Raw genomic sequence first — 18,584 nt, forward strand, 5'->3', positions numbered from 1 at the left:
GAGGTGTCTAAGCAAGAACGGATGTTGCCGGTCATCGCGTCGACCTCGGAGTGTTGCGAGCCGATGGTCAGCGAGGCGTTGAGCCCGCAGGGGGCGGCCGAGCTGGCCCGCGCCTTCAAGGTGTTGGGCGACCCGGTCCGGCTGCGGGTGCTGTCGCTGATCGCCGCTCGCGGGGGCGGCGAGGTCTGCGTCTGCGAGATCACCGAGGCGTTCGACCTGACCGGCCCGACGATCTCCTACCACCTGCGCCAGCTGCGCGAGGCCGGCCTGGTCGACTGCGAACGCCGCGGCACCTGGGTCTACTACTGGATCGTCCCGGCGAAGCTGGCCGGACTCTCGCAGTTCCTCGACCCATCCGAGGTTCCCGCCGAGGTCGGCGGGTGAGCCTGGCCCGCCGGGCCACCGCCGAGCTGGCCGGCACCGGGCTGCTCGTCGCCGCCGTTGTCGGCTCCGGGATCGCCGCCGCCCGGTTGTCGCCGCACGACACCGGCCTGCAACTGCTGGAGAACGCGGTCGCCACCGGGCTCGCGCTGAGCGCGCTGATCCTCACCTTCGGGTCGGTCTCCGGCGCCCACTTCAACCCCGCCGTTTCGGCCGTCGACTGGTGGCTCGCCCGCCGCACCGGCACCGGCCTGACCTCCGGCGAACTCACCGCTTACATCGGCGCACAGACCGCCGGGTCGATCGGTGGCGCGGTGCTCGCCAACCTCATGTTTCGGCTGCCAGCGGTCACTCCAGCCGCCACGACCCGCCACGGCCCGCACCTATGGCTGGCCGAGTGCATCGCGACCTGCGGGCTCGTCCTGCTGATCGTCTCCCTGGCCCGCTCCGGTCGCACCAGCGCCGCCCCGGCCGCGGTCGGTGCCTACATCGCCGCCGCCTACTGGTGGACCTCCTCCACCAGCTTCGCCAACCCCGCCGTCACCATCGGCCGGACACTCAGCGACACCTTCGCCGGCATCGCGCCCACCTCGGCCCCAGGTTTTCTCGCGGCGCAGGCAGCCGGTGCTCTGCTCGCCCTCGCCGCGATCGCCTGGTGGTTCCCACACGCCCGGCCGGCGGCGGGCCTCATCGTCCCGCACGAGCAGGAAGCGACCTCTCGATGACGCATACCAACTCCGGGATCCAGATCGCGCCAATGACCGATCAGCACGCCAGGCGTGTGCTCGACATCTACCGGCTCGGGATCGCCACCGGCAACGCCACCTTCGAAACCGAGCCACCCACCTGGGCCCAGTTCACCGCCACGCGCCTGCCCGACCATCGCTTCGTCGCGCTGGACGCCACCGGCACGGTGCTCGGCTGGGTCGCCTGCACCCCGGTCTCCGACCGCTGCGTCTACGCCGGTGTCGTCGAGCAATCCGTCTACGTCCACCTCGACCACCAAGGCCACGGCATCGGCCGCGCTCTACTCCAAGCGCTGATCACTTCCACCGACGCCGCCGGGATCTGGACCGTTCAATCCGGGATCTTCCCCGAAAACACCGCCAGCCTCGCCCTTCACGCCGCCTGCGGCTTCCGCACCGTCGGCACCCGCCATCGGATCGGCCAGCATCACGGCGCCTGGCGCGACGTCATCCTCATCGAACGCCGCAGCCCCACCATCACCTGAGCGCCGGAGCCACCATGACCAGCAAGCCCAGCATCCTGTTCGTCTGCGTCCACAACGCCGGCCGTTCCCAGATGGCCGCAGGCTGGCTGCGCCACCTCGCCGGTGAGGCCGTCGAGGTCCGCTCCGCCGGATCCGAACCCGCCGACCAGATCAACCCCGTCGCTGTCCAAGCGATGGCCGAAGTCGGCATCGACATCACCACCGGACAACCCAAACAGCTCGACCACACGGCCGTCGAGGACAGCGACGTCATCATCACCATGGGCTGCGGCGACACCTGCCCGATCTTCCCGGGCAAACGCTACGAGGACTGGAAACTCGACGACCCCGCCGGCCAGGACATCGACGCCGTCCGCCCCATCCGCGACGCCATCCGCGCCCACGTCGAGCGACTCCTCGCCGAACTGACCACCAAACCCCGACCCAGTGGTCAGCGGCCAGGCGGGGCGCGGGCGAGAGATGGCCGATGAGACCTCGCCCGCGGGTCGACGGGCCGGGTTGCCGACCGGCTGAGCGCCGAACCGGGTAGCCTGCCGCCCATGCAGCCCTCTTCGAAGCTGGAGCGCCGGGTGGTGACCGCCGCCGAGCAGGCGCTGACGCGCCAGCGTTTCGTGAGCCCGCTCGATGTGCTGACTGGGATGGGCTGGCTACCGCCCGGGCTGGTGATGGACTGGCGGCAGGGCCGCCTGCCGCATCTGGAGGCGGTCTCGGCGGTGTCGGCCGACCGGCTTACCGATGCGCTGGAGGTGTTCCACCGCTGGGCGGCCGGCCGTGGCCTGCGGTCCACCGAGGTCGAGTATCTGGCCGCCACCCGCGACCGGCGGCCGCTGCGTTTCACTGCCGCCGGTGATCCGGTACTCGAGCTGACGTACCGCACCCACTGGATGCCGGCGGACCTGCCGGAGCGGCAGCGAGAGCGGCTGACCGCCCGACAGAGCAAGCCGCCGGACCTGGTGGTGGTGCAGCCGATGAAGGCGTTCACCTGCGTAGGCTGCGAGCGCACCGACGCCGACATGCTGATGATGGAGGACACCGGGCCGGCTTGCCTCACCTGCGCGGACCTCGATCACCTGGCGTTCCTGCCAGCCGGCGACGCGGCGCTGACGCGTCGGGCGAAACAGGCCAGCCGGCTTTCGGCGGTGGTGGTGCGATTCAACCGTTCCCGCAAGCGCCACGAGCGACAGGGACTCCTGGTCGAGCACGCCGCGGTCGAGCAGGCCGAGCAGCAGTGCCTGTCCGACGAGGAGGCCCGTGCCCGCCGCCGCGACCGGGACCGGCAGCGGCGAGAGGCCACGGACGAGCGGTTCCAGCAGGAGTTGGCCGAACAGATCGGCCGGCTGTTCCCCGGCTGCCCGCCGCACCGCGCGGCGGCGATCAGCCGACACACCGGTACCCGAAGCAGCGGCCGGGTGGGACGCAGCGCCGCCGGTCGGGCGCTCGACCCAGACGCCGTGACCCGGGCCGTGATCGCCTCGGTACGACACGAGGACACCGAGTACGACGAACTGCTGATGGCCGGTGTGCCACGGGAGCAGGCCCGGGAGCGGATCCGCGAGGACATCGACCGGGTCCTCGAGCGGTGGCGCCGCCCGGCTTGAGCGTGAGACCCTGTCTCGACCTCATTACATGTTGTACATGCCCAGCCGCTCCCACCCGGACCGCCGTCCGCGGTCGGAGATGGTTCCGCTCCGTGGATCTCCACTCGCACGAGACCGTCGAGATCACCGCGGTGACGAGGGTGTGGATCTCACCCCGACGCTCGTGTGGGAGTCGCGTTACCGGCCGACTTGCCATCCGCCGCCGAGGGCGCGCAGCGCGTTGAGGATGACGGCTACGTCGATGCCCTCCTGGAGGAACGCGCCGGCCACCGGAGGTAGCAGCCCGAACGCGGCAGCGACCATCGCGACCACCGCCATTCCCATTCCCGCGCCGGCGCTTTGCACCGCGATCGTCCGGGACCGGCGGGCGATCTCCACGGTGTCCGCGAGCCGGTCGAGGCGGTCGACCGACAACACCGCGTCCGCCACGTCCGCGGAAGCTGTCGCCCCGGTCGCCCCGAGCGCCACTCCCACCCCGGCGCTCGCCAACGCGGGCGCGTCGTTGACGCCGTCGCCGACCATCACCGTCACCGCCCGGTCCGACTCCGCGCGTACCCGAGCGGCTTTGTCCTGGGGTGAGCAGCGGGCCACCACGTCGTCCACGCCCACCGCGTGGGCCACCCGCTCGGCGGCTTCCGGCCGGTCACCGGTCAGCATGACCAATCGGCGGAATCCGGCCTGCCGCAGCCGCCGCACGGTTTCGCCGGCGTCCGGCCGCACCGGGTCGCGGAGGAGCACGGCACCGGCGAGGGTGCCGTCGAGGCTCACCCACACCGGCGAGAGGCCGTCCGACTCTGCCTGCCGCCGCTCGTGTACGGCCCAGTCCGGCAGGTCAGACTCGTGCTGCCCGACCCGGACCAGGTGCCCGTCGACCCGGCCCCCGACCCCCTGCCCCGGTTCCTCGGTCATCTGCGCCGGCACCGCCAGCCGCATGCCCCTGTCCTTGGCCTCCCGCACGATCGCGGCGGCCAGCACGTGGGGAGACAGTTGCTCGACCGAGGCGGCCAGCCGCAGCAGTTCGTCACGGTCGCCACCTGGCGTGGTCACCACCCGCGCCGACTCGGGCCGACCGGTGGTCAACGTTCCGGTCTTGTCCATCAGCAGCGTCTGTGCCCGGCCCAGCCGCTCCAGCGAACCGCCGTCGCGGACCAGAACCCCCCGCCGCGCCGCGCGGGACAGCCCGGACACGATCGCGATCGGCGTGGCCAGCAGCAGTGGACATGGCGTCGCCACCACCAGTACCGCCACCGCCCGTACGAACTGTCCAGAAGCCGCCCACGCGATCACGGCCAGGGCCAGGGTGAACGGCACGAACAGTGCGGCATACCGGTCGGCCAGCCGCACCATCGGCGCCTTCTCCGCACTGGCCTGCTCGGCCAGGCGCACGATTCCCGCGTACGTGCTCTCGGCCGCCGTAGCCGTCGCCCGCAATCCGAACGCCGCGCCCGCGTTGACCACACCGCTGGCCAACCGGTCGCCGGCCCGCCGCTCGACCGCCTGGGACTCGCCGGTCACCACCGACTCGTCCAGCGTGGCCGCGTCCTCGCCGACGCCGTCCACCGGCACGACCTCACCCGGCCCCACCAGCAGCCGGTCACCTTCGCGTACCTCGTTCACGTCGACGTCCTGGATCCCGCCGTCCGGGCAGCGGCGTCGCGCCCGGCGAGGTGCCCTGGCCAGCAGCGCGTGCAGATCCCGGGTGGCCCGCCCCTGGGCGTAGGTCTCCAGCGTGTGCCCGGTGGCCAGCATCAGCGCCACCACCGCCCCAGCCAGGTACTCCCCGATCACCAGGGAGCTGATCAGCGCCAGCGTCGCGATGACGTCCACACCGATCCGGTGCCGCCGCAACGACTGGACGAACCACTGGAGCGTCACGGTCAGCGTGACCAGAGCGGTCGCCGCCCAGCACGCGTGCGCCGCACCGCGCTGGCCGGCGAACCACAGGCCCGCGCCCAGCAGCACCACCACCGTCAACGCGACCAACGGTGCGAAAGCCCGCCACCTGCGCCACCACCCGGCGACCAGACCGCTGCCGCCCGCACCCACGTCTCTCACCCCCACCGGGTCAAGGCATAACCCCTGCCCCGACATGGGCCAAGGCGGCCGGCCATGCCGCCAACGTAGCCACGCGCAACGTCGACAGCGCCCGGAACACCGAAGCCCGCAGGACGACCCCACGCCATCCGGGTGAGCGGGACGGTACGCAGGCACGGGCTCATCTGGCCACAGTGGACATGACCGGTGTGGCGGTCCCGGTGTTCCGCCCGGGCCGTTCCCTGTTCGCGAAGCCGAGGACGGCGCGCGGTGCGGCACTTAGTCTGACGATGGCCCGAGAGACGGACGGGGGTCCGCGGATGCGCGCACTGCGGTTGATGAGATGGAAGTCCGAGCCGGAGCTCGTGGAGGTGCCCGAGCCGACGCCTGGCCCTGCACAGGTGGTGGTCCGGATCGGTGGCGCCGGCGCCTGCCACTCCGACCTGCATCTGATGGACGAGTTCGAGCCCGGCACCCTGCCCTGGAATCCACCGTTCACCCTCGGCCACGAGAACGCCGGCTGGGTACACGCCCTGGGAGACGGGGTGACCCACCTGGCGGTCGGGCAACCGGTGGCCGTCTACGGCGCGTGGGGCTGCGGCTTCTGCGCGCGCTGCCGGGTGGGCGTCGACGCGTACTGCGAGAACCCCGCCGAGGCGCCGGTGCCGAGCGGGGGCGGCGGCCTCGGGCTGGACGGTGGCATGTCCGAGTACGAGCTGGTGCCGGACGCCCGGCACGTCGTCGCGCTGCCCGAAGGACTCGACCCGGCCGACGCGGCCCCGCTCACCGACGCTGGGCTCACCCCGTACCACGCGATCCGCCGCTCCCGGCACCGGCTCGTGCCGGGCAGCACGGCGGTGGTGATCGGGGTCGGTGGCCTTGGCCACGTGGGCGTGCAGATCCTCAAGGCGACCACGGCGACCCGGGTGATCGCGGTGGACACGCGGGCCGAGGCGCTGGAGCTGGCGCAGAAGTACGGGGCGGATCTGACCGTGCTGTCCGGTGACACGGCCGCGGAGCAGATCCGCGAGGCCACCGGTGGTCTGGGCGCCGACCTGGTGCTCGACTTCGTCGGCGCGGATGCCACGCTGCGCCTCGGCGCCTTGGCGGCCCGAATGGTCAGCGACCTGACCATCGTCGGCATCGCCGGTGGCACCCTGCCGGTCTCGTTCTTCGGCATCCCGTACGAGATGAGCGTCACCACCACCTACTGGGGCAGCCGGCCAGAGCTGGTCGAGGTGCTCGACCTCGGCGCCCGAGGGCTGGTCCGCCCCCAGACCACCAGGTTCGCGCTGGAGGATGCGCTCAGCGCGTACCGGCAGATGCGCGAGAAGACGCTGCTGGGGCGGGCCGTCATCGTGCCGTAGGCCCGGAGGGGCGGCGTTCGGGCTCCGCTCACCCTCGGTTCGCGCGCTCCGGCGTAGACCGGGCAGGCCAAATGCCCTGATCTCCGGCATTGCCTGGCCCAGCCTCCGGCGAGCCGTAGCGTGACGGCCCGAGGGGGCAGTCGCTCTGGTCCTGACCGTGGGCGGCGCCGTCCGGTCCCGACCCGTGAATACCGAGGAAGGTGCGCGTGGACGAGAAAGAGCGTTACGACACCAACCGTGAGGCACGGCACGACGCGGCTGCCGATGCCGGGCGGACGCCGAGTCTGCGAACGGGGGCGATGGCCCGCTTCGTCGGCGCCGTGCTCTACGACACCGGCCGCCACACCGACCGGGAGCGGAAGCCGCAGTCGGACGAAGACGACGGGACGGCGGCGTAGCCGGAGGTGCGCGCGACAGTGACAGGACCGCGAGGGCGACGGCATCCGCGGTCCCCTCTTGGCGAGCCCTGCCTCGTGGAAGGAGCGCTACCGGTGCCGGCAATCCGTGATCTGCTCGAACGCTTCCGTCCTGCTGTCGCGCCGGGGGCGGCGACCGCCGAGCGGCGCGAGGCAGTCGCGGCCGAGCTCGAGCCCGTGTTCGCCGCGCTGGCGCGGACGGAGCGGGAGTGCGACGAGTTGCGGGACACGGCCACGTCTGAGGCCGAGCAGCGCCACGCCGACTCTGCCGAACGGGTCCGCGCCGTCCTCCGCGCGGCCCGCGCCGACGCGCCCGCCGAACGGGCCCGCGCCGCAGCCCGCGGGTGGGCTGCCGGGACGGCCGACCTCGACCATGTCGTGGCCGCCGGCCGGTCCGCTGCCCGGGATGAACGGGACCGGGGTGAGGAGCAGTTGCCGGGGCAGGTCGCCGCCGTCGTGGCCGCTGTCCACGCCGATCTGGCCTCGCTGGGCGAGGGTGATTCCGCATGAGTGCCCGCTGGGTTGCCGGCAGCGTACGGGCGCGGGCCCTGGCGCGGCGGCGGCTCGACGCCGAGCGGGTCCGCACGCTCGCCGCGTCGCATTCCGCGGCCGAGGCGGTAGGTTCGCTGGCCGGGTCCCAATACGGCGACCGGGTGCGCACGGACCACGATGTGGCCGCCGCCCAGCGTGCTGTGGCGGAGGCCCTGCTGTGGGACCTGCGGGTACTGGCCGGCTGGCTTCCCCGCGAGGGTGTCGAGGCGCTGCGCGCGCTCGCCGGCTGGTTCGAGATCGCGAACGTCGACGAGCACCTGCGGGCGCTCGCCGGCGAGCCGGCTGATCCGCCGTTTCGGCTCGGACACCTGGCGACCGTGTGGCCGCAGTTGGCCGCCGCCACCTCGCCGTCGCTGCTGCGGACCGCGCTGGCGGTGTCGCCGTGGCGCGACCCGGGCAGCGCCGAGCCCCGCGACATCCAGGTCAGCATGCGCCTGGCCTGGGCGGAACGGGTGGCCAGCCGGGCGCCTTCCGCCGCGGGATGGGCCAGGGCCGCGGCGGCGCTGCTGGTGGCCCGGGCGGGACCGGCCAGCGGTGGCCGGCTGCCGGGCGGTGCGGCCGAGACGGTCGCCCGGCTTCTGGGACCGGCGGCGGCCCACGCCGGGTCGCTGCCGGAGCTCGCCACCGCCGTACCTGTACGGGTCCGGTGGGCGCTCGACGGGCTCGACCTGCCGGCCGATCTGTGGACCGCGGAGGTGCGCTGGTGGCGCCGGATCGCCGCGGAAGGGGCGGCGATGCTGGGCCGGGGCGGGTTCGGGCCGGAGTCGGCGATCGGCGCGGCCGCCCTGCTGGCCGCGGACGCCCGGCTGGTCCGCGCCGCGATGGAGGCGGCGGCACGCGGTGGCGCCCGGGAGGCGTTCGATGCGGTGGCCTGAGCCGGCGGCGCCGATGGCGATGACCCGGGTGGCTCTGGTCGTGCCCCAGCACGCGTTGCGCGACCTTCTGGTCCGTGTCGCGGACGCCGGCACCGTGGAGATCGACCAGGTCACGCCGCCGGCTGACCTGCCGCTCGGCGACGCGGCCCGGGCCCTGCAAGGGGCGGCGGATCGCGGCCAGCCGTCCCCGCTGCTGTCGGAGGCCGCCCCAGACCTGGACGCGTTGGTCCATGCCGGTCGCGCCGACCTGCTCGCCGGTGAAGCGGAGCTGTCCGGGTACGCCGCGCAGGCGATCGTCCGCGGCCGGGTCGCCGCCCTGGTCGGCTGGACCCCGACCGCGGGACTTCCCGAGCTGTCGGCCCGGCTCACGGAGATCGGCGCCGCCGCCGTGCGGTTGCCGCCACCACCGGGCGTCGACCCGCCCAGCGCGCCGGCCACCGGTAGGGCGCGCAGGGCGTTCGGCCCGCTCGTGGACACCTACGCCACGGTGCCGTACCGGGATGTCGACCCGAGCCTGCCGGCGGGGATCGCGTACGCCGTCATGTTCGGCGCGATGTTCGGCGACGTGGGACACGGCGCGCTGCTGATGGTGCTGGCCCTGCTGGTGCGCTCCGGCCGCCTGCTGCCGGCGCTGCGGCCGCACTGGCTGTTCGTCGCCGCGGCCGGCGGCTGCGCCACCTTGTTCGGTCTGGCGTACGGAGAGTTCTTCGGCCCGACCGGTGTGGTGCCGGTGCTGTGGCTGTCGCCGATGGACCACCCGGTACCGCTGCTGCTGGCCGCCGTCGGGTTCGGCGGCGTGCTGCTGGCGGGGGCGTACGTGCTGGGCATCGTCGACCGGCTGCGGGAGGGCGGCTGGCCCGTGGCGCTGTACGCACCATCGGGCTTCGCGGGAGCGCTGCTGTTCGTCGCCGCCGGTCTGGCCGCGGCCGCCTGGCGCTGGCATGTGCCCGCGATGGGCCTGGCCGCGGGCGCGCTGGCGCTGCTCGGCGCGGTTCTGGCGTTCGTGGGCCTGCGGGCGGGCAGCGGCGGCGGCCCGTCCGGCACGGTCCAGGCCGCTGTCGAGTTGTTCGACCTGGTGGTGCGGCTCGGCGCCAACGTCGCCTCGTTCGCCCGGCTCGCCGCGTTCGGGCTGACCCACGCTGTCCTGGGCTGGATCGTCTGGCGGGCGACCGTAGCCCTTTGGGACCGCGGCGGACTCCTGCTCGCCGCCGCCGTGCTCGTCTTTCTGATCGGCAACGCGCTCAGTTTCGGCCTGGAGGCGCTGGTGGCCGGGGTTCAGGCGCTGCGACTGGCCTACTACGAACTGTTCTCGCGGGTATTCCGTCTGGAAGGGCGCCCGTTCCGGCCGTGGCGGGTGCCGACCGCGCCGGCCGAAGCTCCCGAGGAGGCAGCATGTCCCGTAAGCGCGCGATAGCCGCGCTCTGCGCGCTGGCGGCGTTCGCCACCGCCCTGACCGTGCTGCTGTTAGGTGCTCCGGTCGCCGCGGGGCCACTGGCCGCGGCCCCGGCTGGCGGGTCCGGTGGGATCGCGCTGCTCGCCGCGGCCATCGCGGTCGCCGGCTCCTCGATCGGGGCCGCCATCGCGGTCGCGCAGACCGGTGCGGCTGCCCTCGCCGCGATAAGCGAGCGGCCCGAGCTGTTCGGCCGGGCGATGGTCATCGTCGGCCTCGCCGAGGGCATCGCGATCTATGGCCTCATCGTCGCGGTCATCCTCATCGGCCGGGCGTGACCGCGATGGGCACGGTCGCGGTCATCGGCGAGGAGGAGCTTGTGGCGGGCTTCGGGCTGGCCGGTGCCGTCGTGCTGCCAGCCCGGGACGAGTCGCAGGCCCGGGCGGCCTGGCAGCGCCTGCCCACCGACGCGGCGGTGGTGATCCTGACCGCGACAGCCGCGGACGCCCTCAAGGAGACCTACCCGGCCCCCGCGCAGACCCCGTTCGTGGTGGTGATGACGTGAACCGCCTCGACCCCGTGCTCGCGCCGGTGCGGGCGGCGCTGCTGGCGCGGGCTCGCGAGGAGGCCGACCAGATCCGCGAACGTTCCGAAGTGGACGCCCGGGATGCCGTGACGGCGGCGACCATGGAGGCCGACCACATCCGCCAGCACGCCCACGCCGAGGGCGAGGCGCACGCCGCCACGGCCGTCGCCGCCGCCCGCAGCCAGGCCCGTGAGCAGGCCCGGGCGCTGGTGCTGGGCGCGCGGCGGGAGGCGTACGAGCGGCTGCGGGACGCGGCACGACGCGCGGTCGCCCGGATGGGCGCCGAGCCGGAGTTCGCCCCGATACGCCAACGGATGGTCGCGGCTGTCCGGGCGACGCTCGGGCCGGACGCCCAGATCACGGACGTACCGGACGGTGGCGTCGCCGGAGCCGCCGACGGCCGCCGGCTCGACCTGTCCCTGACCGGGTTCGCCGACCGCGCTGTCCAGGCCGTGGCCGGCCGGGAGGCCGAGACCGGGCCGCCGGCGACGGCCGACCGGCGGACGCCGCGAGAGGAGAGGCCGTGAACGCCGGGGTGGTGCGGCGGGTCAACGGCCCTCTCGTGGAGATCGACGGGCTGGCCGGGCTGGCCATGGCCGAGCTGCTCCAACTCGGCACGGCCGGGCTGCCGGCCGAGGTCACCGCGCTCTCCGGCGGCCGCGCCACCGCGCAAGCCTACGAGTACACCGGCGGCCTGCGCCCGGGCGAACCGGTACACCGCCTCAGCCGCCCCCTCGCCGCCCGCCTCGGCCCCGGGCTGATCGGCGGCGTCTACGACGGGCTGCTGCGCCCACTCGCCGGCGCGGACACCTGGCTCGCGCCCGGCGCGGCCCGTGCCGCCGGCCCGCGGGCGTGGACCTTCACTCCCGGCCCGACGGCGGGTACGCGAGTCGGACCCGGCGATCACCTGGGAACGGTTGGCGACGCCGGACCGGTCGAGCACCGGGTCCTGGTGCCGCCCGGCGTGGAAGGTCGCCTCGACGACCTGCGCCCCGCCGGGCGGTACCAGGACGACGAACCGGTCGCGACCATCGACGGCACGCCGGTAGCGCTCACCTCCTGGTGGCCGGTGCGCAAGCCGCGGCCGTTTCCGCACCGCCTGCCCAGTGCCGCGCCGTTGGTGACCGGCCAGCGGGTGCTGGACGCCGTCTTTCCGATCCTCAAAGGCGGCACCGCCGCGGTGCCCGGCGGCTTCGGCACAGGAAAGACCATTCTGCTGCAACAGATCGCGAAGTGGTGCGACGCCGACGTCATCGTCTACGTCGGCTGCGGCGAACGCGGCAACGAACTGGCCGACGTCCTCGCCGAGCTGGCCGAACTGACCGACCCGCGCACCGGCGGCCGGCTGGCCGACCGCACCGTGACGGTGGCCAACACCTCCAACATGCCGATCATGGCGCGGGAGGCGAGCATCTACACCGGTGTCACGGTCGCCGAGTACTACCGGGACATGGGGTACGACACGGTCGTCATCGCCGACTCCACGTCCCGCTGGGCGGAGGCGCTGCGCGAGTTCGCCTCCCGCACCGGCGCGCTGCCGGCGGAGGAGGGCTACCCGGCCAGCCTGGCCTCCGCCCTGGCCGCCTTCTACGAGCGGGCCGGGCGGGTGGCCGCGCCGGGCGGCCGGGAAGGCTCGGTGACCATCGTCGGGGCGGTCTCCCCGCCCGGCGGCGACCTGACCGAGCCGGTGACCGCGCACACCCAACGCTTCGTCCGTACCTTGTGGACACTCGACCGGGACCTCGCCTACGCCCGGCACTACCCGGCGGTCTCCTGGTCCGGCTCCTACTCCCGCGACAGCGGAACGGTCGGCACCTGGTACTCCGGCAACGGCGACCCCGGCTGGGCGGCCCGCGGCAGCCGGATGGTGACGATGCTGGCCGAGGCGGACCGGCTGGCCGCCCTGGCCGACCTCGTCGGCACGGCCGCGCTGCCCGGCCCCGAACGCGTCGCCCTCCTCGGCGGGCGGCTGTTACGCGAAGCGTTCCTGCAACAGAACGCGTTGTCGCCCAACGACGCGTACTGCGCACCGGCCAAGTCGGCGGCGCTGGCCGACCTGGTGTTCGACGTGGTGGACCGCTGTGCCGAACTCGTCGCGGCCGGCCGGCCGCCCGGCGAGGTGGAAACCCTGGACTTCTCCCCCGTGATCCGGGCACGTGAGGAGACCGGCCCGGACGACGCGGACGCCGTCCGGCGGCACCGCGACCCGGCCCTCGCCGCACTGGGACGGCCATGACCACGATGCCTCCGGTCGAATACTCCACGATCGACGCGATCCGCGGCCCGCTACTGGTCGTCCGGGACGTGACAGGTGTGGGATGGGACGAGTTCGTGCGGATCCGGCTGGACGCCGGGCCGCCGCGCCACGGCGTCGTCCTGGACGTCGACCACGACATCGCCATCGTGGAGGTACTCGAGGGCACGGACGGGATGGACCGGCTCGGGACCCACGTCGCCTTCGACGGATCGCCGTTCCGGATCCCGGTGGGCGACGGCTGGCTCGGCCGGGTCTGCAACGGCCGTGGCGAGCCGCTGGACGGCGGGCCTCCGGTGCTGGCGCCACAGGACGCTCCGGTCGCCGGCAATCCACTCAACCCGACGCTGCGTGAGCCGCCCTCCGAACCGGTCCTCACCGGTGTCTCGGCGATCGACGGCCTCAACACACTCGTACGCGGGCAGAAGCTGCCGATCTTCTCCGTGGCCGGCCTCCCCCACCTGGAACTCGCCACCCAGATCGCCGCGCAGTCGTCCGCCGGCGGCGAACCCTTCAGCGTCGTGGTAGCCGGGATGGGACTCACCCACGCCGACGCGGCGGCCATGCGCGCGGCGCTCGAGGAACGCGCGAGAGCCGGTGACCTGCTGATGGTGCTGAACACCGCGGACGACCCAGTCGTCGAGCGCATCCTCACCCCCCGGATCGCCCTCACCGTTGCCGAGCACCTGGCGTTCACCCTCGGCCGGCACGTGCTGGTCGTCGCCGTCGACATGACCAGCTACTGCGAAGCGGTGCGGGAGGTCTCCGCGGCCCGTGGCGAGATCCCCGCCCGGCACGCCTACCCCGGCTACCTCTACAGCGACCTGGCATCGCTGTACGAGCGCTGCGGCCGGATCCGCGGCCGGCCCGGCTCGCTGACGATCGTGCCGGTCCTGACCATGCCAGCCGGCGACATCACCCATCCCGTCCCCGACCTCACCGGCTACATCACCGAGGGCCAGGTCGTACTCTCCGCCCAGGCGTACGCGACCGGCGGCTACCCGCCTGTCGACCCGCTCTCCTCGCTGTCGCGGCTCATGCGGCACGGCGCCGGGCCGGGCCGGACCCGGGACGATCACCTGGCCGTGGCCGGGCAGATGCTCGCCTCACTCGCCCGCGCGCGGGCGATCCAGGAGCTGACCGAGCTGATCGGCACCGACGCGCTCAGCGACACCGACCGCAGGTATCTGGCCTTCACCACCGCCTTCACCCGAGAATTCGCCGCGCAGCGGCCGGACGAGCAGCGCGGCCTGCCGGACACGCTGGACCGCGCCTGGCAGGTGCTCGCCGCGCTACCACGCCGCGAGCTCACCATGCTGCCCGCCGCGCTGCTGGACGCCCATCTCCCCCGGGACGACCGTGCCTGACCTGAGGGCCCCACCGGGCCGGGCCGGCCGCCTGTGGCTGCTGCACCGCCTCGAGGCCGGCCGGCACGCCGCCGATCTCCTCGACCGCAAACTGCGGATCCTGCTCCGCGAGCAGGAACGGCTGCGCCGGCAGGCACAGGACACCGACAACGCCTGGCAGGCCGCCTGGCGTGCCGCCGACACCTGGGGCCTGCGCACCGCCCTGCTGGGCGGGCGACGTCAACTGCGGCTGGCCGCCAGTCCACCCACCGAAGTGAACATCACCTGGCAAACGGTCATGGGCCTGAGCTACCCGGCGGCGGCGACCTGCCGGGCCGCGGCCGCTCCCGCGGATCCCGCCGGGTCCGGCACGGCCGCGACCGTCGAGGCGGCCGGCGCGTACCGCGAGGCCCTCGAAGCCGCGGTGACGCACGCGGCCGCAGCTGCCGCGTACCGGGTGATCAGCGCGGAGGTGACCGCCACGCGGCGCCGGCGTCGCGCCCTCACACAGCGGTGGATCCCTCGCCTGGAGGAGGCACTTCGCGACCTGAACCAACGCCTCGAGGAGGCCGAACGCGCCGAGGCGATACGGATGCGCTGGGCCCACCCGGCGCATGGTTGAACCCTTCGTGCGTCGCCGTTCGCCGGGCGGGCGGCCCACGCGCCGCGCCTTGCGGACGACGGGACGCCCATTTTCAGTCGGCGACGACCTCGACGGTCTGGGAGACGGGAAGACGAGGTGTGCGCGGTGGGCCGGCGGTGTCCGGCGCGGCGGTGCCCAGACGCAGCACCAGGTAGGGGTAGCCGACGTTGCTGATCACATCGCGCAGCGTCTGGCGGGTGGCCGGCAGTTCGATGACGGAACTGAACGGCAGCACGGTGACTCCGGCCTCGGTCGCGGTCAGCCAGCCGGCGGACACGGCCTCTCCGGCGCGGAGCCAGTCGGCGGGCTCGTCGCCCTGGCCGTACACGACGGCGTAGGCGGCCGCCCTGTCGTGCCCGGGGCCGACCGTGAGCGTCCCCGCGCGTACGAAGTCGCGGCCGGGCACGGTCGTCTCCGGTGCCCGGCTCGGGATCGCGGTGTCCGGGATGCCGCTACCTTCCGGACGGTCGCCGCCGATCCAGTACGCCAACTCGCGACGCTGGTCTTCGTCCTGCGCCTCCACCTTGTCCGCGTTCGAGGCCGCCGCGGCCAGTTCGAGGATCTGGTCACGGGTGAGCAGATGCATCTCCAGGTCCTCGGCCCGCACCGCGCGGTCGATCGCGGCGATCGCCTCAGCGCTGGCCGGGGTGTCGCTGACCGGCCGGCGGTCGGTGTGGCGGACCCGCGCCGCCTGGAACAGGCGCGTGGCCTCGGGCGTGACGCTGGCGCGACCGGCGGAGCTGATCCGGGCAAGGTGGTCTGGATCGGCCGGATCGGGCAGCCGGGTCACCTCGGCTGACCAGCCCCCGGCGGCCAGCGCGATCCGGGCGTGGTGCAGCGCGGCGCCGCAGCTGACGGTCAGCAGCCGCCCTTCCGGGTCGCCTCCGGGCAGCTGGCGACCCCGGACCGCGTACAAATCCAGCGTCGTATCGGCAACCCGCCACCGCCACGGCTGAGTGTTGTGTACCGATGGTGCGTAGCCCGCGGCGGCGGCGACCTCGGCCAGAACGGCCACGGTCGGGCGTTCAGCGTCGCTCATACGCTTCCCCTTCCGTCCTTGTCATCCTGCCCGCCGGCTTGCTTGATCGGTGTCGAACGGCTCAACTCCCAACGCGCCGGCGACACGACCGCCGGGGACGTCGCCGCGGGCGGATCATCACGCGCGTTAGAACGTGACCCACGTCACGCGCATGCACAACAGGTGAGCGATGAGTTCGGACGGCGGGTCGTGTCTAACTTGGCATGACTCGAATCATCGCGGACATCTCGGTCTCCCTCGACGGCTTCGTCACCGGGCCGGAGCCCGGTCCGGACAACGGTCTGGGTATCGGCGGCGAGGCCCTGCACACCTGGGCGTTCTCCGACGACCCCGATGATCGCCGGGTCCTGCGCGAGGGGACCGCCCGCTCGGGCGCGGTCGTCCTCGGCCGCCGGCTCTTCGACGTCGTCGACGGGCCGAACGGCTGGGGCGACGAGGTCGGCTACGGCGCCGGCGAGGTCGGCAAGCCCGCGTTCGTCGTCGTGACGAGCTCGCCGCCGGAGTCGGTGAGGCTTACCGACCTCGATTGGACGTTCGTCACCACCGGCCTGGCCGACGCCGTCAGCGTCGCGCGTCAACGCGCGGAGGAGGCGTCGGTCAGCGGCGAGGACCTCGACGTCGTCCTGATGGGCGGCGGCGCCGTCGTCGGCTCGGCGGTCGCCGCCGGGCTTGTCGACACGCTGTCGCTGCACCTCGCGCCCGTCCTGCTGGGCACTGGGACGCCGCTGTTCGCCGGCGGAGCGCCACGCACGCTGGTGCAGCGGAGCGCGATCTCGACATCGACGGCCACCCATCTAACCTACGACGTCCGCTGACGACGGTGGCCGGCGCTGTCGCCCTCCTCGCGGTGCGCCGGCGTGAGAAGGAGGCCCACGCCTTCGCCGCCGACCGGGACGGCGGCACCGCCTGGCTCACCCTCGGCGGATACCTGAACGACCTCGCCGCCTGCCGTCTACGCCAGATCATGCGGGCGGCGATCGGCGCGCTCACTCCCTCAAGCTGGTCGTCGACGCCCGCCCCCTTGCTCGTCCTGGGTCAGGAGGTTGTGGCAGGCTTCTTGGTGGGGTCGGCCGGCGTGGTGTCGCGTGCGGGGCGGCGGGTCAGGACCTGGGGGCCGGACGCCGTGACGGCGACCGTGTGTTCGGAGTGGGCGGTGCGGGAGCCGTCGGCGGAGCGGATCGTCCACCCGTCGTTGTCGTACTTGATTTTGTCGGTGGAACGGCAGAGCCAGGGCTCGATGGCGATGGTGAGGCCGGGGTCGAGTTTCATGCCGCGGCCGGCGCGGCCGTTGTTGGAGACGTGTGGGGCCTCGTGCATGGTGCGGCCGATGCCATGGCCGCCGAACTCGCCGTTGACCCGGTAGCCGTAGGAGTGGGCGACCTGGCCGATCGCGGCGGAGATGTCGCCGAGGCGGCCGCCGGGCTGGGCGGCGGTGATGCCGGCCTCCAGTGCGACCTCGGTGGCCTCGATCAGTTTCAGGTCGGCCGGGTCGGGGCTGCCGACGATGAACGAAAGCGCGGAGTCGGCGACCCAGCCCTCGATACTGGCCGCCATGTCGATGCTGAGCAGGTCACCGTCCCGCAGAACATAGTCGTGTGGCAGGCCGTGCAGGACCGCGTCGTTGACCGACAGGCACAGCACGTTGCGGAACGGGCCACGGCCGAACGAAGGGGCGTAGTCCCAGTAGCAGGACTCGGCGCCGCGTTCCTTGATCCGGCGGCGGGCGTGGTGTTCGAGGTCCAGCAGGTTGACGCCGACCGCGGCGACACCCCTCAACTCGGCGAGCAGTTCGCCGACGAACTGGCCGGTCACCGCCATCCGGTCGATCTCCTCGGCGGACTTAAGCTCGATCACGACAACCTCCCTCTCCCGATGCGGTATTTTTATACCACGTCGGGTTGGGGATACTCCGGAGGGATATCCTGCTGGCATGGTTCGCCAACCACTCACCGCCGCACAGATCGCAGCGGGCCAACGCCTCGGAGCCGCCCTCCGGACCGCGCGGGCCGGCCGCAGCCTCATCGAGGTGGCCCTGGCAGCCGGCATCTCCCCCGAAACCCTCCGCAAGATCGAAGCGGGCCGCCTTCCCGCACCGGCGTTCGGCACTGTGGTCTGCCTCAGTCAGGCCCTCGACGTCCCCCTCAGCGACCTGGCCAACGTCTGGCTGGCCGACATGCCCATCCACCAAGCGTCCTAGAAACCAGCCACCCCAAACCCCCGCGGGAATCCCTTTCACGGTTCTAAGAGGGCCTGCCAGGTGTCGTGGCTGGTCTCGGCCGTGTTTGCCGGCTTGGGGACGATCCCCGCGTACACGGGGAGTGCGGTTCTACCAGGGCCGCCAAGAGCCGGAGCTGGGACCATCCCCGCGTGCGCGGGGAGCACGGCAACACGGGGGCCGCGTCGCTGCCGATGACGGGACCATCCCCGCGTGCGCGGGGAGCACTGCGGTCCCGCCGACCGGTCGGCGCAGCACCCGGAACCATCCCCGCGTGCGCGGGGAGCACGACTACCACCGCCGCTACCTGCCGAACATCGCGGGACCATCCCCGCGTGCGCGGGGAGCACGTCCGCCATCTTGCAGACATCGCAGGCCATAACGGACCATCCCCGCGTGCGCGGGGAGCACTCTAGCCGGCGTGCGATGTCGGCGGGCCCGGCCGGACCATCCCCGCGTGCGCGGGGAGCACCTTGCCCGGTGTGAGGCCGCTGGCCCGGAAGGCGGACCATCCCCGCGTGCGCGGGGAGCACGCCATCCCCAAACCCGCCCTGGCCTCGCTGTTGGGACCATCCCCGCGTGCGCGGGGAGCACGGCGTGCCGATGCTGTCCACGGTCATGCCGAGGGGACCATCCCCGCGTGCGCGGGGAGCACAT

General features: G+C 73.3%; 20 protein-coding genes, 1 pseudogene and 1 CRISPR repeat array (1 of these 22 only partly in view). Of the genes and pseudogenes, 18 read left to right on the plus strand and 3 right to left on the minus strand.

All coding sequences use genetic code 11. The features are described from left to right. Positions 1-3: 3 nt before the first annotated feature. The 5 genes and pseudogenes from ACFFIA_RS22860 (at position 4) to ACFFIA_RS22880 (ending at position 3,210) form a co-directional block, all read left to right on the plus strand. The gene (locus tag ACFFIA_RS22860; protein ID WP_377253665.1) at positions 4-384 is read left to right on the plus strand and encodes an ArsR/SmtB family transcription factor; all 381 of its coding nucleotides are present in this window, start codon (positions 4-6) and stop codon (positions 382-384) included. Next, positions 381-1,097: pseudogene (locus ACFFIA_RS22865) on the plus strand (aquaporin); the annotation flags it as partial. The gene ACFFIA_RS22860 and the pseudogene ACFFIA_RS22865, both read left to right, overlap by 4 nt. A 41-nt stretch (positions 1,098-1,138) precedes the next feature. Next, the gene (locus ACFFIA_RS22870) at positions 1,139-1,612 is read left to right on the plus strand and encodes a GNAT family N-acetyltransferase (protein WP_377253667.1); all 474 of its coding nucleotides are present in this window, start codon (positions 1,139-1,141) and stop codon (positions 1,610-1,612) included. A gap of 14 nt (positions 1,613-1,626) precedes the next feature. Beyond that, entirely contained in the window at positions 1,627-2,082 is a 456-nt protein-coding gene (locus ACFFIA_RS22875; RefSeq protein ID WP_377253668.1) for an arsenate reductase ArsC, read from the plus strand. Positions 2,083-2,151: 69 nt separating this feature from the next. After that, positions 2,152-3,210 carry a DUF2293 domain-containing protein gene (locus ACFFIA_RS22880; RefSeq protein WP_377253669.1) on the plus strand — a complete coding sequence of 353 codons (1,059 nt, stop codon included), beginning with the start codon at positions 2,152-2,154 and terminating at the stop codon, positions 3,208-3,210. Positions 3,211-3,387: 177 nt separating this feature from the next. On the opposite strand, the gene ACFFIA_RS22885 is transcribed toward ACFFIA_RS22880, so the two are convergent. Continuing rightward, positions 3,388-5,301 (minus strand): heavy metal translocating P-type ATPase, encoded by a 1,914-nt coding sequence (locus ACFFIA_RS22885; RefSeq protein ID WP_377253670.1) that lies wholly within the window; start codon positions 5,299-5,301, stop codon positions 3,388-3,390. 281 nt (positions 5,302-5,582) lie between these two features. Between ACFFIA_RS22885 and ACFFIA_RS22890 the strand changes: the two genes are divergently transcribed. From ACFFIA_RS22890 to ACFFIA_RS22940, 11 genes are all read left to right on the plus strand, one after another. Further along, the gene (locus tag ACFFIA_RS22890; RefSeq protein WP_377253671.1) at positions 5,583-6,611 is read left to right on the plus strand and encodes an NAD(P)-dependent alcohol dehydrogenase; all 1,029 of its coding nucleotides are present in this window, start codon (positions 5,583-5,585) and stop codon (positions 6,609-6,611) included. Between the two features lie 206 nt (positions 6,612-6,817). Beyond that, positions 6,818-7,009, plus strand: coding sequence for a hypothetical protein (locus ACFFIA_RS22895; protein WP_377253672.1), 192 nt, complete (start codon positions 6,818-6,820; stop codon positions 7,007-7,009). 93 nt (positions 7,010-7,102) lie between these two features. After that, on the plus strand, positions 7,103-7,537 hold the full coding sequence (locus ACFFIA_RS22900; protein ID WP_377253673.1) for a hypothetical protein: 435 nt from the start codon (positions 7,103-7,105) through the stop codon (positions 7,535-7,537). Continuing rightward, positions 7,534-8,454 carry a hypothetical protein gene (locus ACFFIA_RS22905; RefSeq protein WP_377253674.1) on the plus strand — a complete coding sequence of 307 codons (921 nt, stop codon included), beginning with the start codon at positions 7,534-7,536 and terminating at the stop codon, positions 8,452-8,454. Before ACFFIA_RS22900 ends, ACFFIA_RS22905 begins: the two co-directional genes overlap by 4 nt. Further along, entirely contained in the window at positions 8,441-9,868 is a 1,428-nt protein-coding gene (locus tag ACFFIA_RS22910; protein WP_377253675.1) for a V-type ATPase 116kDa subunit family protein, read from the plus strand. The genes ACFFIA_RS22905 and ACFFIA_RS22910 overlap by 14 nt, the downstream gene beginning before the upstream one ends. Next, positions 9,847-10,182: an ATP synthase subunit C gene (locus tag ACFFIA_RS22915; RefSeq protein ID WP_377253676.1), complete on the plus strand. Its 336-nt coding sequence runs from the start codon at positions 9,847-9,849 to the stop codon at positions 10,180-10,182. The genes ACFFIA_RS22910 and ACFFIA_RS22915 overlap by 22 nt, the downstream gene beginning before the upstream one ends. 5 nt (positions 10,183-10,187) lie before the next feature. Then, positions 10,188-10,409, plus strand: a complete 222-nt coding sequence (locus ACFFIA_RS22920; protein WP_377253717.1) for a V-type ATP synthase subunit F — start codon at positions 10,188-10,190, stop codon at positions 10,407-10,409. Further along, positions 10,406-10,957 (plus strand): V-type ATP synthase subunit E family protein, encoded by a 552-nt coding sequence (locus ACFFIA_RS22925; protein WP_377253677.1) that lies wholly within the window; start codon positions 10,406-10,408, stop codon positions 10,955-10,957. The genes ACFFIA_RS22920 and ACFFIA_RS22925 overlap by 4 nt, the downstream gene beginning before the upstream one ends. Then, positions 10,954-12,666: a V-type ATP synthase subunit A gene (locus ACFFIA_RS22930; protein WP_377253678.1), complete on the plus strand. Its 1,713-nt coding sequence runs from the start codon at positions 10,954-10,956 to the stop codon at positions 12,664-12,666. The genes ACFFIA_RS22925 and ACFFIA_RS22930 overlap by 4 nt, the downstream gene beginning before the upstream one ends. Continuing rightward, complete coding sequence (locus ACFFIA_RS22935; protein WP_377253679.1) at positions 12,663-14,051, plus strand: V-type ATP synthase subunit B; 1,389 nt, start codon at positions 12,663-12,665, stop codon at positions 14,049-14,051. The genes ACFFIA_RS22930 and ACFFIA_RS22935 overlap by 4 nt, the downstream gene beginning before the upstream one ends. Further along, complete coding sequence (locus tag ACFFIA_RS22940; RefSeq protein ID WP_377253680.1) at positions 14,044-14,652, plus strand: V-type ATP synthase subunit D; 609 nt, start codon at positions 14,044-14,046, stop codon at positions 14,650-14,652. Before ACFFIA_RS22935 ends, ACFFIA_RS22940 begins: the two co-directional genes overlap by 8 nt. A gap of 73 nt (positions 14,653-14,725) precedes the next feature. Here ACFFIA_RS22940 and ACFFIA_RS22945 read toward each other — a convergent pair whose 3' ends face one another. Continuing rightward, positions 14,726-15,712 (minus strand): Acg family FMN-binding oxidoreductase, encoded by a 987-nt coding sequence (locus ACFFIA_RS22945; protein WP_377253681.1) that lies wholly within the window; start codon positions 15,710-15,712, stop codon positions 14,726-14,728. 203 nt (positions 15,713-15,915) lie between these two features. Here ACFFIA_RS22945 and ACFFIA_RS22950 point away from each other — a divergent pair, with 203 nt between their 5' ends. Next, on the plus strand, positions 15,916-16,527 hold the full coding sequence (locus ACFFIA_RS22950) for a dihydrofolate reductase family protein (RefSeq protein WP_377253682.1): 612 nt from the start codon (positions 15,916-15,918) through the stop codon (positions 16,525-16,527). Between the two features lie 220 nt (positions 16,528-16,747). On the opposite strand, the gene map is transcribed toward ACFFIA_RS22950, so the two are convergent. Further along, positions 16,748-17,566, minus strand: a complete 819-nt coding sequence (gene map / locus ACFFIA_RS22955; protein WP_377253683.1) for a type I methionyl aminopeptidase — start codon at positions 17,564-17,566, stop codon at positions 16,748-16,750. A gap of 76 nt (positions 17,567-17,642) precedes the next feature. On the opposite strand from map, the gene ACFFIA_RS22960 reads away from it, so the two are divergent. After that, the gene (locus tag ACFFIA_RS22960) at positions 17,643-17,909 is read left to right on the plus strand and encodes a helix-turn-helix domain-containing protein (protein WP_377253684.1); all 267 of its coding nucleotides are present in this window, start codon (positions 17,643-17,645) and stop codon (positions 17,907-17,909) included. A 97-nt stretch (positions 17,910-18,006) separates the two neighbouring features. After that, a CRISPR array of direct repeats spans positions 18,007-18,584; the repeat unit is 28 nt; unit sequence GGACCATCCCCGCGTGCGCGGGGAGCAC (it continues 4,090 nt past the right edge of the window).

Source organism: Phytohabitans kaempferiae, from assembly GCF_042433955.1.
Lineage (GTDB): Bacteria > Actinomycetota > Actinomycetes > Mycobacteriales > Micromonosporaceae > Phytohabitans > Phytohabitans kaempferiae.